Here is a 14,537-nt window from a genome sequence, read left to right as displayed (position 1 = left end):
ACTTTTGCCGGGAATCAATAAGGTTCCCGGCCTCCTTCTTTTATTCCGTTATTTTTTATTCCGTTAGATTTTCTTTTTAATATGGTTATAGATGTTCAGTCCTTTTGTCTGTCCGTATTTGGAAATGATAGATCTGTAAATCTGCTGCTTTCTGTTTTTGTCTTCTGCATTTTTCTCCACAGTTGTAGAAACATAGTTTACTACTTCCTTTGGCATGCCTGCCTTGTCGAGAACCAATACTAATTCCTGCTGTAATTTCTTTGTTCCGGCTTTCATGTCAATTATCTTTTGTTTTGGCTTTTTTGTATTCTGATTCTCTGATTGTTTGACAGACTGCTTTTCAGATTGTTCATTCAACTGTTTTTCTGTTTTCTGATCAGTTTGTTCTGCCAACTGTCTGTCTTTTTCTTTACTGGTCTGTTTTTTTACCTGTTTTCTTGTCTGTACCTGTTTTCCGGAAATCTTCTCGTTTCTGGAAATTTTCACATTTTCTTCTGCTTTCCAGAATTCTATAATATGGTCAAATCCTGTATCCTTACTGATTACAACAATTTTACATTCTTCATCCTGACCTGTGCACTCTTTTCCTATCAGATATCCCAGATAAGAGCCCAGATGCATATCTGCTGACTGATTTCCTGTCGGTACTTTATGCGTGATCAGTTTTGACTCTCCGTGATCATTGATAATATCAAGGTCTATTTTTCTGCTGTTGTCTGTATAAAAAAGATGGATAATATCTGTTTCCCGTAATTTTTCGCATCCTTTGAAGCCTTCACTTCCTACATTTTCATAATCAATTAAATAATAAGTTTTGATAATCTTCATCCTCTCTTTATTTGTTAATGTTCACTCCGTTCACAGTAACCTTTATTTTTCTCTGCTGTATAATACTCTGTCATTTTCAGCCGGATAATTCTTTCCTATTTTAACATGCATCTTTCTTCGGCACAACCACATAGTGGCAGCTCTCCTGGTTAGTATTTCCTGGTTGTCTTTCCTGCCTATTCCAGTCAGACAGAATATTATCATATCCACGAATAGTATTCCCATATTGCCACTATAATAAATTTACATACCTTTTGTGAAAAATGACGGTTTTTTCATCAAATTTGAGTTGATAAATCTTTAACAAATTTCAAAAAAAGGCAAAAATCCTGTTGATTTTAAGCGTTAAATATGTATAATAGTAAAAGAGAAGCGATACCCATTCGCTTTTATGGTAAGGTATCTTAAGCCTGTTTAAACAGGCGCTTTCATTAACGAAGAAAAGAGGTTAAACGTAAGATGGCAAAAATCGATTTAAGCAAGTATGGCATTACCGGAACTACAGAAATTGTCTACAACCCTTCTTATGAAGTATTATTTGAAGAAGAAACCAAACCGGAACTGGAAGGCTTTGAAAAAGGTCAGGTCAGCGAACTTGGTGCAGTTAACGTTATGACAGGTATCTACACAGGACGTTCTCCTAAAGATAAATATATCGTTATGGATGAGAACTCCAAAGATACAGTATGGTGGACAACAGACGAATACAAAAACGATAACCATCCTGCAACTCAGGAAGCATGGAATGCAGTAAAAGAAATCGCTAAAAAAGAGCTCTCCAACAAGAGACTTTTCGTAGTAGATGCATTCTGCGGTGCTAACAAAGATACTCGTATGGCTATCCGTTTCATCGTTGAAGTTGCTTGGCAGGCACATTTCGTAACAAATATGTTCATCCAGCCAACAGCTGAAGAACTTGAAAACTTCGAGCCAGATTTCGTTGTATACAACGCTTCCAAAGCTAAAGTTGAAAACTATAAAGAATTAGGCCTTAACTCTGAAACAGCTGTAATGTTCAACATCACAACTAAAGAGCAGGTTATCGTAAACACATGGTACGGCGGAGAAATGAAGAAAGGTATGTTCTCTATGATGAACTACTTCCTTCCACTGAAAGGCATGGCTTCCATGCACTGCTCTGCAAACACAGATATGAACGGCGAAAACACAGCTATCTTCTTCGGTCTTTCCGGAACAGGTAAAACAACTCTTTCCACAGACCCGAAACGTCTCCTGATCGGTGATGACGAGCATGGCTGGGATGACAACGGCGTATTCAACTTCGAAGGCGGATGCTACGCTAAAGTTATCAACCTTGACAAAGAATCTGAGCCGGACATCTACAATGCGATCAAACGTAACGCTCTTCTTGAGAATGTAACACTTGATGCTGAAGGCAAGATTGATTTCGCAGATAAGAGCGTAACAGAGAATACTCGTGTATCTTATCCGATCAACCACATTGAAAACATCGTTCGCCCGATCTCTTCTGCACCGGCAGCTAAGAACGTAATCTTCCTGTCCGCAGACGCTTTCGGAGTACTTCCTCCAGTATCTATCCTGACAGAAGCTCAGACTCAGTACTATTTCCTGTCTGGATTCACAGCTAAACTTGCTGGTACAGAGCGTGGAATCACAGAGCCTACACCTACATTCTCTGCTTGCTTCGGACAGGCATTCCTTGAACTGCATCCGACAAAATACGCAGAAGAACTTGTTAAGAAAATGGAAAAGAGCGGAGCAAAAGCTTACCTCGTTAACACAGGATGGAACGGAACTGGAAAACGTATCTCCATCAAAGATACTCGTGGTATCATCGATGCAATCCTTAACGGAGATATCCTCAACGCTCCTACTAAGAAGATCCCATTCTTCGATTTCGAAGTTCCAACAGAGCTTAACGGCGTAGACACAGGTATCCTTGATCCTCGTGACACATATGCTGACGCTTCTGAATGGGAAGAAAAAGCAAAAGATCTTGCCGGAAGATTCATCAAGAACTTTGCTAAATACGAAGGAAACGCTGCTGGTAAAGCACTTGTTGCAGCTGGTCCTCAGTTATAATTATAATTGCTGAATTAAAGTTAATTATAATTAAATTATAATTTTATTGTCCAAATGAGTACGAAAGGGATGCGAGTAATTCGCATCCCTTTTTCATGTTGTTTCGGTGGTCAAGCGGATATTCGCAATCCGCTTCGCTACAGGGCTCTGAGTTTTTCTGCCACTTTCTCATATGCGGGTACCGGAACGTGATATTCTTCTCCCATTCTTACTACTTCGTAAACTAATCCGTCAATTTCGGACTGTTTTCCTGCCATGATATCCCGCTGCATGGAAGTGGTTGCTTCCGGTGCGAGGTTGGAAAGGATTTTTAAATTTACTTCTGCCATATCTTTCTGGAAAGGAACTCCCATGGCTTCTGCAAGTGCTGCGATTTCTTTTATCATGGTCTTAAAAAGTTCTCTGGCTTCGCCTTCTTTCTGGAAATCTGCGGCAGTTGCGTGGTAATAGAGTCCTGCTGCCCCGATCGGGGATACATAGGAAAATTTCTCCAGTGCTTCACGGCGGATGTTTTCCGAAAGAGTCCCGTCGATATGACTGTCACAGAGGTCTTTCTGAATCTCTTTCAGTTCCGGTCGGAATTCTGCTTTGTCTCTTACGCCGAATACAATGTGCAGGATCTGTCCATGCTGGAGAAGTTTTCCCGGTTCTTTAATGTTGGCAGAAACATAGATGCAGCCGTCCGTTACCAGAAGATCCGGCAGTTCTTTCTGCATTTTTCCACCTGTTCCATATATATTCAACACTGGAATTACGATAGTATTTTTCCTGGCAATGCGTTTGATAAACGGAATCGTTTCCTGTAAGGAATAGCCTTTTACGCAGACAAAAATTACGTCCGGATGCTCTGCATAATGCTCCATATCTGTAGCAGGAATGCTTATGTTTTCCTCTGTTTTATCCCACATTTTCTCCAATGTAAGACCCTGTTTCTGGATCTTTTTCAGGTGTTCGCCTCTCGCGATCAGGGTTACGTCCTTGCCTGCTTTTTTCATATAATATCCGGTAACACCACCGGTTCCTCCGGCTCCAATGATTAAGTATTTCATATTTATTTTCTGCCCCGCTTTCATTGTTTTGATTCTTATATCATAGCACAATTGCAATTTTTCTTCAGTATATTTTATGCATTACGCTGACATAATTTTGCATTGACAGTTTATTTTTTGCCCTGTAATATCAATGGTATCAATATCAGAATATATTACACAGGAAAAGTATTAAGATGGAACGATATCTGGAATTTAGAATAGATGAACAAACTACAGAACTTAAAATGGAAGCATTTCTGAAAAAGAATGCAGGACTTACAAAACGGCAGATCAGCCAGGCGAAGTTTCGACCGGACGGGATTACCAGAAACGGAGTTCGCTGTCGTGTAACTGAGACAATATATCCAGGCGATGTGATCCGCGTTTGTCTGGAGGAAGCCGGGACTGCTTCTGCGCATCTTGAAAATTATAATGACGGAATCAAAAGTAAAGATTTGTCGGATTTCCATTCCAACAAAGCTTCAGCTCCAGTTTCCGAAACTTCTTTTTCTCTGAATATTTTATATGAAGATACGGATATTCTGGCAGTTGATAAACCGGCAGGAATGGTTACGCATCCGACGGGAATGCATTATACAGACAGCCTCTCCAATCTTGTTGCCAGTTACTTTCGAGAGAAAAATGAACAGGTCTGTGTCCGCCCGGTGGGGCGGCTGGATCAGGAGACTTCCGGGATTGTGGTTTTTGCCCAAAATCAGGTAGCAGCTTCAAGGCTTCAATCTGTAAAATCTCCATGCAAAATTCACAAGCAATATCTTGCCGCTGTATCCGGTACTTTGCCTGTAGATATGCCTGGTGTCTGGCATACCTTAGATTTACCGCTGATGCAGGACCCGGAGAATCATCTGAAAATGAAAACTGCTGCTGATCTTTCCTTACATTCATCTGCATTATCGGGAAAAATCAAAACAGCAGTTACTCATTATCATACTCTTTTTTCCAGTCAGGACTGGTCGCTTATCACACTTAAGCTGGATACCGGACGTACCCACCAGATCCGTGTCCATATGGCATCCACAGGACATCCTTTGCTTGGAGATACTCTTTATCATTCAGACGATAAAATATCTTCCTGTGCTTCCTTTTCCAGGGCAGCCCTTCATGCATGGAAAGTTTCTTTTCAGCATCCTTTCAGAGATGAAATGCTCCTTCTGGAAGCACCATTACCTTTCGATTTTCGTGAACTGGTTTCACTTTCAGGGTCTGATCTGTTGTCTATTTAAGCTTCAAATTCTTTGATCAGATTTACCATTTCAATGGCACTGAGTGCACAGTCATAGCCTTTATTTCCTGCTTTTGTACCTGCGCGTTCAATTGCCTGCTCGATGTTTTCTGTGGTAAGCACTCCGAATAATACCGGAACTCCTGTTTCCAGTGATACTGATGCAATCCCTTTGGAAACCTCATTGCATACATAATCATAATGACTGGTATTTCCACGAATCACAGCACCTACGCAGATAACCGCATCATACTTTCCACTTTTTGCCATTTTAGACGCGATCAGTGGGATTTCAAAAGCACCTGGTACCCACGCTACCTGGATGTCCTCTTCTTTTACATTGTGACGTGTCAGCCCATCCATGGCACCACTTACCAGCTTGGAAGTTATAAATTCATTGAAGCGGGCTGCTACAATTCCTACTTTCATTCCATCTGATACTAATTTTCCTTCTAATGTTTTCATTTTTTCTGGTCCTTTCATCTGTAAATTTATATTTTTTAACCTGTACAGGTTTTTATATACGGTAAATTTTATTTTCGGGAACGTTATCGTTATATATGAAAATCCCCGCTGTATTTAATACTTCAGAATATGTCCCATTCGTAATTGTTTTGTCTTAAGATAACGCAGATCATACGCTGTGGCATTCATCTGTATCGGAACTCTCTGTTTGATCCTGATGCCAAATTCTTCCAACTGATAAACTTTATCCGGGTTATTTGTCAGCAGCCTCAGCTCTTTTACCCCAAGATTTCTCAGAATCTGCGCACCAATGTAGTATTCTCTTTCGTCTCCGGCAAATCCAAGTGCCAGATTCGCTTCGAGTGTATCCATTCCCTGTTCCTGAAGTTCATAGGCACGAAGTTTATTGATCAGTCCGATTCCTCTTCCTTCCTGTCTCATATAAAGGAGTATCCCTCTGCCTTCTTCCTCAATCTGGGCCATCGCCGCTGCAAACTGCTGTCCGCAGTCACAACGCTGTGATCCAAAAACGTCTCCTGTCAGGCACTCTGAATGCACACGGCACAGAACGTTTTCTCCATCTCCGATTTCACCTTTTACCAGTGCTACATGATGTTCCCCATTCAGGCGGTTTACAAATCCATACGCCATAAACTCTCCGTATCTGGTCGGCATTTTTGTGGTCGTCACGCGATCCACCAGAATATCATGGCATTTACGGTAATTCTGAATATCTTTAATTGTTATGAATTTAAGATTCCACTTTCCGGCAAGTTCCCGTAACTCAGAAGTCCGCATCATAGTGCCGTCTTCTCTCATAATTTCACAGCACAGCCCGCACTGTTTTAACCCTGCAAGTCTGCACAGGTCTACAGTTGCCTCTGTATGTCCGTTTCTTTCCAGAACACCGTTCTTCTTCGCCAGAAGTGGAAACATATGTCCGGGGCGTCTGAAATCTTCGGGTTTTGCATTCTCATCCACACATTTCATGGCAGTAACAGAACGTTCTGCCGCAGAGATTCCTGTAGTGGTGCTGATATGGTCTACGGAAACAGTAAAAGCAGTTTCGTGATTATCTGAATTTTCTGCTACCATCTGCGGGAACTGCAGTTTTCTTACATATTCCTCAGACATTGGCATACAGATAAGTCCTTTTCCGTGAGTTGCCATAAAGTTAATATTTTCTGTTGTGGCAAACTCTGCTGCACAGATAAAATCTCCTTCATTCTCTCTGTCCGGATCATCCGTTACCAGAATAATTTTTCCATTCCGAAGTTCTTCCAGAGCTTCTTCTACTGAATCAAATCCGTTCATTTTTTCTCTCCTTATGCAATGTATTTTCTGATACAATATATTTTTCTGTTGTTAAGAGGGCAAAATCATTCGTATTGGCTGCTTATCTGGTTCGTGTCAGGCAGATAAAACATCCACTGTACAGTTCTGCATCAATCGAATAACCGCTTTGTGGTTAATTCTGTCAAAAGCCATACTTATTCAGAAAATCCCGTGTAATATTACTTTTTATCGGCTGTTCTTTCACAGGCGTTATTAATTTTTCCACGTATTTTCCAATTATGTCTGTCTCCAGATTAACGATATCTCCTTCTTTGCGTTCTCCGAGGACTGTAATCTTTACTGTATGAGGAATTGCAGAAATGGAAAAGTCTGTTTCTGAGACTTTTGCCACTGTAAGACTGATTCCATCAACTGTTACAGAACCTTTTGTCACAATATATTTCATAATTTGTGGTGAAGCCTGAATGGTGTACCAGACAGCATTATCATCTCTGCGAATTTCCGTGATTTTTCCTGTTCCATCCACATGCCCGGCAACAATGTGTCCTCCAAATCTTCCATTTGCAGGCATTGCCCTTTCCAGATTTACATGCTGTCCCAAAGAAAGCTGAATCAGCGCAGAACGATTCAATGTCTCATGCATCACATCTGCTGTAAAACCATCTTCCAGACATGCAGTTACAGTGAGGCAGATTCCATTTACAGCTACACTGTCCCCTGTTTTCAGATCATCCAGAATTTTCTCTGCCCGTATCGTAAATACTGCTGAATTTGCTCCTTTTTTTATTTTTTTCACAGTTCCCAGTTCTTCAACAATTCCCGTGAACATTACTCTTCACCTCACTCTCTATAAGAAAATCATCTCCTATTCTGATTATTTCGCTGTTTTTTAATAATATTGCGCTGGCAGGATCAGGAAATCCTTTTCCTTCTATCGGTGTCTTTGCACTTTCTCCCCCAAAAAGTTTGGGTGCTATATAGGTCTGGACTTTCTGAACAATACCGCTTTCGAGTGCTGACCAGTTTAAAGTGCCTCCTCCTTCCAGTAAGATACTGTCTATCTTTGCAGCTCCCAGAAGTTCCATTAGTCTGTTTAAATCTATGTGTCCGTTTTTTTCCGGGACATCCAGAACTTTACATCCCATATCTTCATAATTCTTTATCTTCTGCTGGTCTTTACTGCTGGTTGCAAAGATTGTTGGAATTGTTGATGCCGTTTTCACAATTCTGGAATTCAGTGGTGTCCGCAAGTGGGAGTCACAGATAATACGCACAGGATTTCTGCCGTTTTCCAGTCTGCATGTAAGCATCGGATCATCTGCCAGCACAGTTCCCACTCCAGCCATAATCCCTGTATATTTCAATCTCTGTTTCTGCACATGCATTCTGGCAGCTTCGCCTGTCACCCATCTGGATGCGCCTGTATAAGTGGCAATTTTTCCATCCATGGTCATCGCATATTTCATGACTACATATGGTTTTTGATTCTGTATGTAATAGAAAAATGCTTCATTGAGTTTATCGCACTCTTCTTTTAAAACGTTTTCCGTTACTTCGATCCCATGCTCTTTCAGAATCCGGATTCCTTTTCCTGAAACCAGGGGATTAGGGTCCGAGGAACCAATAATCACACGTCTGATCCCCGATTCCAGGATTGCATTGACACACGGAGGCTGTTTCCCGTAATGGCAGCAAGGTTCCAGAGTAACATATATGGAGGCACCTTCTGGCTGTTCTGTACATGATGCCAGAGCTTCCCTTTCTGCATGAAGTTCACCGTATTTTCTGTGATATCCCTGGCCAATGACTTTTCCGCTTTTGACGATCACGGCACCTACCATTGGGTTAGGTGCTGTAAATCCCATTCCTTTTTGCGCCAGTTCTAACGCCATTTTCATATATTGCCTGTCTTTTTCCATATCCGTTATATCTTTCAATCCCTCATCTCCTGTTCTTCTGATGGTACTGATGATACCAAAAAAGCCCCGGTGTCTTTCAACATCCAGGGCCTGTAAATTAATATCTGCTTGAATTATCTTCGTGTGAATCTGACTTTTTGCTTCATCATTAAAACTGCTTTGATGATATTAAAAAGCTCTGGAATAAATTTATTATTCCAGAGCAGTCGCTTTCACAGATCAGTTAATTCTTCTGTATCTCTACTGTTATCTTCTTTCATCCAGACTGTACTGTCGGCTTCGGAATTACACCGAATCATGCCTTACGGCTCGTGGGCTTTACCACCGGTAGGGAATTGCACCCTGCCCTGAAGATCTTATTTTATTTTTATCAGCAATTTCTAAATTTTATCCTGTTGATGTCTGAAAGTATACTCTTAATTTTTATTTATGTCAAGATTTTTTCAGACATATAATTTCAGTTTTTCAGGAAAGTAATTCTCTTACCATCTCTGCATTGAATGTCACACCTGTCAGGTGATCTACTTCAATCTGATACAGGGCATTGGCTGCGATATGCTCTGCTGCCTGTTCCAGATCACGAATACCGCTTGTATTTTTATGCAATTCAACGATGGCATCCAGACCGTCTTCTGTTACTACACATTCTTCTGCTTTCAGGCTCATGCGTTTCAGAACTTTCGGAAGAACGTATTTGGAGAAGATGATCTTCTTCTCTTCTGATGTATAATCCGGGATATCGATCACCGCGAAACGGGACATCAGAGGTGCGCTGATCTGGGATTTATCGTTTGCCGTAGCAATAGGATAAACGCCCACTGTGGGCACCATACATTCCATATAGTTATCTGTAAATCCAAGGTTGTCAAGCAGAGTAAGAAGTACGTCTGCAGGATTTCCGTTGCCCTTACCTGACGCTGCTTTATCAAGCTCGTTGATAATAAATACAAGGTTGGATTCTCCTGCTGCCGAGAAAGCTTCCATGATGATTCCGGGCTTTGCGTTTGCATAGATTCTGGAACTTCCTGTAAGCTGTTCCGGATCATTGATGGAACTCATGTCCAGAGTTGTCCAAGGCAGTTTCAGAATACGGGCAACTGCATAGGCAATCTGGGATTTGCCTGTACCTGCAGGACCTACAAGGAGAAGTCCGTATGCAGGAAGTGTATGGGTACGGTTGATCTGTATGATTGTTTCAATGATACGCTGCTTTACAGATTCCATTCCGTAGAGTTCCTCATCAAGGATCCTGCGGGCTTCCTGAGGATCGATTGCTTCAAAATAATTGCTCTTCCACTGTACATTCATCATGATGGAAAGTGCTCTCTGAGCATGACGTCTCTCCTCCGGAGATACTTCGTGTGAACGGGCAACTGCAAGGTTTCTTCTCGCCCAGAGACGGATATTATCCGGCAGGGTTCTGCCTGCGCAGGTCATAAAATCAGTGATGCTCTGAATGCTTGTCAGCTTCATCTCGTCCCCTGTTTCTTCCTCATCTTCATCCTCAACAATCTCTGCAGGTGCACTGCTTGCAAGAAGTCTCTCGATCATAAACTGAAGAAATCCGTCCTCTGCGGAAAGTTTCGTACCGCCGCCAAAAGCAGTTTCACGAATCTTATAAACTGCATAACCATTCTCTTTATTCTCTCCAGAAAGACGCACATTGATATGATTCTCCCCAAGCCATTTCAGAAGACTTACAAATCTTGAATCAATACTGATAATATCTGCACTGAAAACGCCGTCATCTTCTTTAAATTCAAAGGATGTACGTTTAATCGGATTAGTAAAAATACCGCAGGAATGATGTTTCCACTGACGGCTGCTGTTATCCAGGATCATGATCGGTTTCTCAGGGGAAGTCTCCTTTTCATTGGACTGGAACGTAGTGTAGGTACATTCAGACTGTACGCCTGTTTTCTTGTCTGAAGCACCGCTGAAATCAAATACTGGCATGGTAAATACTCCTTTTATCTTATCATGCAATGCATGACATATTTCTATTACACATCTCTGCAATCCTGTCGGAAGCTATTTATTATTCTAGCAGAATCTTTTCTTTTAATCAATTCTGTAAATGTATTTATTGCATAAATATTCAATAAATTATATCCTGATTTATTCCCCCAAAATCATTGACGGTAACATTCACAGGCCTTATAATAATAGTAACTGAGAATTTCCAGAAACTCTCTGGAAAATCGGAATTTACTTTTAGGAGAGCAAAATGAGCAAAATTATTTTAACCGGTGACCGCCCAACAGGCCGCCTTCATGTTGGACATTATGTTGGTTCATTATCCGAGCGTGTTCGTTTACAGAACTCCGGCTTATATGATGAAATTTATATTATGATCGCAGATGCACAGGCATTAACAGATAACGCTGAACACCCTGAGAAAGTTCGCCAGAACATCCTTCAGGTCGCCCTGGATTATCTTGCATGCGGCATTGATCCTGAGAAATCCACTATCTTTATCCAGTCCATGGTTCCGGAGCTTACAGAGCTTACTTTCTATTATATGAACCTTGTTACTGTGGCACGTGTACAGCGTAATCCTACAGTTAAATCTGAAATCCAGATGCGTAATTTTGAGGCAAGCATCCCTGTTGGATTCTTCTGCTATCCGATCAGCCAGGCTGCAGACATCACTGCATTCCGCGCTACTACTGTTCCGGTTGGCGAAGATCAGCTTCCAATGCTCGAGCAGTGCAAGGAGATCGTCCACAAATTTAATACTGTTTATGGTGAAACTCTGACAGAGCCTGAGATTATTCTGCCATCCAATAAAGCATGCTTACGTCTGCCAGGTATTGACGGAAAAGCAAAAATGAGCAAATCTCTCGGAAACTGCATCTACCTTTCAGATGAAGAAGCTGATGTTAAGAAGAAGGTTATGTCCATGTTCACAGACCCGAATCATCTTCGTGTGGAAGATCCGGGACGTGTGGAAGGAAATCCTGTATTTATTTATCTGGATGCATTCTGTAAACCGGAATATTTCGCAGAGTTCCTGCCTGAATATCAGAATCTGGATGAACTGAAAGCTCATTATACACGCGGCGGTCTGGGTGATGTCAAGGTTAAGAAATTCCTGAACAAAGTACTCCAGGCAGAGCTTTCTCCAATCCGCGAAAGACGTAAATACTGGGAACAGCATCTTGATGATGTATATGATATCCTCAAAGAGGGAAGCAAGGTTGCTGAAGCAAAAGCTGCACAGACACTTCATGATGTTCGTTCAGCAATGCAGATCAACTACTTTGATGATAACAGCTTAATTAAATAATTATATGCCGGTGGCTACAGCGACCGACAACGATGCGTAAATAAGAAATTCAAACGCAAGATTGTTCAAAAATCAACTTATTGACACATCAAAACAGGTTCAGGCAAAAGCATTCTGCTCACGTCTGAACCTGTTCTGTTATTTCTTCACTGACTTGCTTTTCAATCTATTTTACAGATAAAATCTATCCGATATCTTTCATATCTGATACCATTTGATCTCATTTGCCTCCATATGTAACCGGAAACTGCTTCCATCACCTCTGTAAACTACTGTATCCTGTGGTTCGTAAGTGTTGTTGACTACGCAGTATTTTCCATTTTTTACGTAAGCATGTACTTCTACATTGTAGTTGGTTGAATACCAGCAGTGAAGTTCTTCCTCTGCGGATGCTGACCAAAGGACTGCACGATAAAGCACGCGGCTGTTCTTGAAGCTGTATGGAAGTCCGCTGATATAAACGCCTCTTCCTTTACCGAAAGTCTTTACAGCCATCTGCACTTCCTGGTCTTTCTGGATTAAGATTTCTGTTTCCGGTAAGGCATAAATGTTCTTCTTACCTTCACCGAAATCAACCTCGCCTTCTGCATCTTTAAGGATGAAATGATCTCTGTGTTCTTCCCAGTTATATTTATCTGTATTCAGGTTAAATCCATGTTCTTCTTCTACTCCAAGTACATCATCTAACTGAATGAATCTGCCCTGCCACTGATGTGCTGCCGGTTCTCCTACACCGATAAATCCACCGCCATTATATACAAATTCTCTGACTGCTGTGATGATTGTTTCGTCGATCCAGTTCTCGCCGCCTGACTGTGCAGTGTCCGCATCTCCTACATTGATCACTACGTCAAACTTCTTCAGAAGATCTTTGTCTGCTTTGATATCATCAAAGCTGATAAATGATACATCAAACGGTGCGCCGCTTAATGCTTCGATAATTCCGAAATAAGAATAATTCTGCTTGTAATAGATGGCGTGATGTACCATATGGTTACCCCATGAGCGCATCTTTCCCCAACAATTCAGGACTGCTACCCGTTTTACGCAATAAGGAGTCGTTCCCTGAATGTTATCATATAAAGTGCGGAACTCTTCGCAGACTTCTTTGATATACTGTACAAAATCCGGGAATTCCAGGGCAAGTTTCAGATATCCGCCGTAGCCTATTCTCTGGATCGGGCTTCGAAGGATTGCTCTTCTTGCTGTTACCCAGTTTACTTTTGCCTCCTTTACAGGATCGCCGCCTTCATGGAACGTATCCGGGAAAAAGTATGGCAAAAATCTTCCTTCTGTATATTTTACATTCTTAATATCACTGAACAGACGCAGGGTCGCACCATTTCCAACACTTCCAACTACAGCATCCAGTCCGATAGATGCAAATTCGTCCATAAACGGTTCCATACCAATCCAGTGATCTCCCATGAACATCATGGCCTCTTTTCCGTATTCATGTACGATATCTACCATCTCTTTGGCAAGCTTCGCAACTTCGCGTCTCTGAAATGCCTGGAAATCTTTGAATTCTTTTGAGGGAATCCGATAGGTATTGTTCATGTATCCCTGATCAATGATATATTCCGGTCTGAAAGGATAGCCCACTTCTTTCTCAAACTGCTCCAGAATATATGGGCTGACTGAAGCGGAATAACCAAACCAGTCTACATATTTCTCTCTTGCAAGTTCATCAAATATAAGAGTAAACTGATGGAAAAATGTAGTGAAGCGCACAACATCCACATACTCATGAGTATCCAGAAATCTGCGCAGACGTTCCAGAGAGTGTGCTCTTGTTTTCGGCTGACGCACATCAAATGTAATCTGCGGTTCTACGTCTTTCCAGTCATTTACTACTGCATTGTACATATGTACAGGATCCCACATAATATATGCCAGGAAACTTACAGTATATTCATGGAAGCGTTTCGCAGATAAGATCACTACATTTCCTGTCTCTTCTTCATATGACCACTGATCTGTCAGTACCGGCTCTCCTGTGGTACGATCCATTACTTCCCACCATCTGCGGATATCATCTCTTGTGTTGACTGCAAGCATATTCGGATAGAGGTGATCCATCAGATGAATCTCCAGTGTATCTGCAACCGCTGTGTGGAAAGATGTCATAATATACATCTGCTGGATTTCTTCCGGATGTGCTTTCGCCCACGCATTGTCCTTACGAGTTGTATAGTAGGTTGCATAAATTTTGGCACCTGTGTCTTTTAATTTCTGCGGAAATTCTGTTCCGTCACAGTCACGTATAGCATCAGCGCCCCACTCTTCTATCATTTCCAGTGTCTGTGGAACTACATCCAGGTCAGTTGGTATGGTTACACGACCTTTTCCCATTTTCTGTTACCTCCTTCATTTTGCTGACAAGCGGATAATTACTGTCC

11 protein-coding genes and 1 riboswitch are annotated in these 14,537 nt (G+C 41.5%); of the genes, 3 read left to right on the top strand and 8 right to left on the bottom strand.

Going from position 1 to position 14,537, the window contains the following annotated elements:
* Nucleotides 1-63 precede the first annotated feature (63 nt).
* Nucleotides 64-828: a PIN domain-containing protein gene (locus tag LJE11_RS03540; protein ID WP_008704004.1), complete on the bottom strand. Its 765-nt coding sequence runs from the start codon at nucleotides 826-828 to the stop codon at nucleotides 64-66.
* Between the two features lie 459 nt (nucleotides 829-1,287).
* Between LJE11_RS03540 and pckA the strand changes: the two genes are divergently transcribed.
* Nucleotides 1,288-2,892 carry a phosphoenolpyruvate carboxykinase (ATP) gene (gene pckA, locus LJE11_RS03535; protein ID WP_008704006.1) on the top strand — a complete coding sequence of 535 codons (1,605 nt, stop codon included), beginning with the start codon at nucleotides 1,288-1,290 and terminating at the stop codon, nucleotides 2,890-2,892.
* Nucleotides 2,893-3,029: 137 nt separating this feature from the next.
* Here pckA and LJE11_RS03530 read toward each other — a convergent pair whose 3' ends face one another.
* Nucleotides 3,030-3,941, bottom strand: a complete 912-nt coding sequence (locus LJE11_RS03530) for a ketopantoate reductase family protein (protein WP_044952194.1) — start codon at nucleotides 3,939-3,941, stop codon at nucleotides 3,030-3,032.
* A gap of 176 nt (nucleotides 3,942-4,117) precedes the next feature.
* Between LJE11_RS03530 and LJE11_RS03525 the strand changes: the two genes are divergently transcribed.
* Nucleotides 4,118-5,167, top strand: coding sequence for an RluA family pseudouridine synthase (locus tag LJE11_RS03525; RefSeq protein ID WP_022380124.1), 1,050 nt, complete (start codon nucleotides 4,118-4,120; stop codon nucleotides 5,165-5,167).
* Here LJE11_RS03525 and ribH read toward each other — a convergent pair.
* From ribH to LJE11_RS03500, 5 genes are all read right to left on the bottom strand, one after another.
* Nucleotides 5,164-5,631, bottom strand: a complete 468-nt coding sequence (gene ribH / locus LJE11_RS03520; protein ID WP_020994061.1) for a 6,7-dimethyl-8-ribityllumazine synthase — start codon at nucleotides 5,629-5,631, stop codon at nucleotides 5,164-5,166. The genes LJE11_RS03525 and ribH overlap by 4 nt on opposite strands.
* A 114-nt stretch (nucleotides 5,632-5,745) precedes the next feature.
* Nucleotides 5,746-6,945 (bottom strand): bifunctional 3,4-dihydroxy-2-butanone-4-phosphate synthase/GTP cyclohydrolase II, encoded by a 1,200-nt coding sequence (locus LJE11_RS03515; RefSeq protein WP_008704014.1) that lies wholly within the window; start codon nucleotides 6,943-6,945, stop codon nucleotides 5,746-5,748.
* A gap of 163 nt (nucleotides 6,946-7,108) precedes the next feature.
* Nucleotides 7,109-7,756 (bottom strand): riboflavin synthase, encoded by a 648-nt coding sequence (ribE, locus tag LJE11_RS03510; protein ID WP_008704016.1) that lies wholly within the window; start codon nucleotides 7,754-7,756, stop codon nucleotides 7,109-7,111.
* Nucleotides 7,737-8,846: a bifunctional diaminohydroxyphosphoribosylaminopyrimidine deaminase/5-amino-6-(5-phosphoribosylamino)uracil reductase RibD gene (gene ribD / locus LJE11_RS03505; RefSeq protein WP_055052604.1), complete on the bottom strand. Its 1,110-nt coding sequence runs from the start codon at nucleotides 8,844-8,846 to the stop codon at nucleotides 7,737-7,739. Before ribD ends, ribE begins: the two co-directional genes overlap by 20 nt.
* A 244-nt stretch (nucleotides 8,847-9,090) precedes the next feature.
* Nucleotides 9,091-9,205, bottom strand: a riboswitch (FMN riboswitch).
* Between the two features lie 106 nt (nucleotides 9,206-9,311).
* Nucleotides 9,312-10,802: an AAA family ATPase gene (locus LJE11_RS03500; protein WP_022380251.1), complete on the bottom strand. Its 1,491-nt coding sequence runs from the start codon at nucleotides 10,800-10,802 to the stop codon at nucleotides 9,312-9,314.
* A 271-nt stretch (nucleotides 10,803-11,073) separates the two neighbouring features.
* Here LJE11_RS03500 and trpS point away from each other — a divergent pair, with 271 nt between their 5' ends.
* The gene (trpS, locus tag LJE11_RS03495; protein ID WP_022380250.1) at nucleotides 11,074-12,135 is read left to right on the top strand and encodes a tryptophan--tRNA ligase; all 1,062 of its coding nucleotides are present in this window, start codon (nucleotides 11,074-11,076) and stop codon (nucleotides 12,133-12,135) included.
* Nucleotides 12,136-12,333: 198 nt separating this feature from the next.
* Here trpS and gnpA read toward each other — a convergent pair whose 3' ends face one another.
* The gene (gene gnpA / locus LJE11_RS03490) at nucleotides 12,334-14,490 is read right to left on the bottom strand and encodes a 1,3-beta-galactosyl-N-acetylhexosamine phosphorylase (protein ID WP_055059510.1); all 2,157 of its coding nucleotides are present in this window, start codon (nucleotides 14,488-14,490) and stop codon (nucleotides 12,334-12,336) included.
* Between the last annotated feature and the right edge of the window lie 47 nt (nucleotides 14,491-14,537).

The organism is Blautia sp. DFI.1.216, assembly GCF_020594215.1.
In the GTDB taxonomy this organism is placed as follows: Bacteria; Bacillota; Clostridia; order Lachnospirales; family Lachnospiraceae; genus Blautia_A; species Blautia_A wexlerae.
This window is presented reverse-complemented; position numbering and strand designations above follow the sequence as displayed.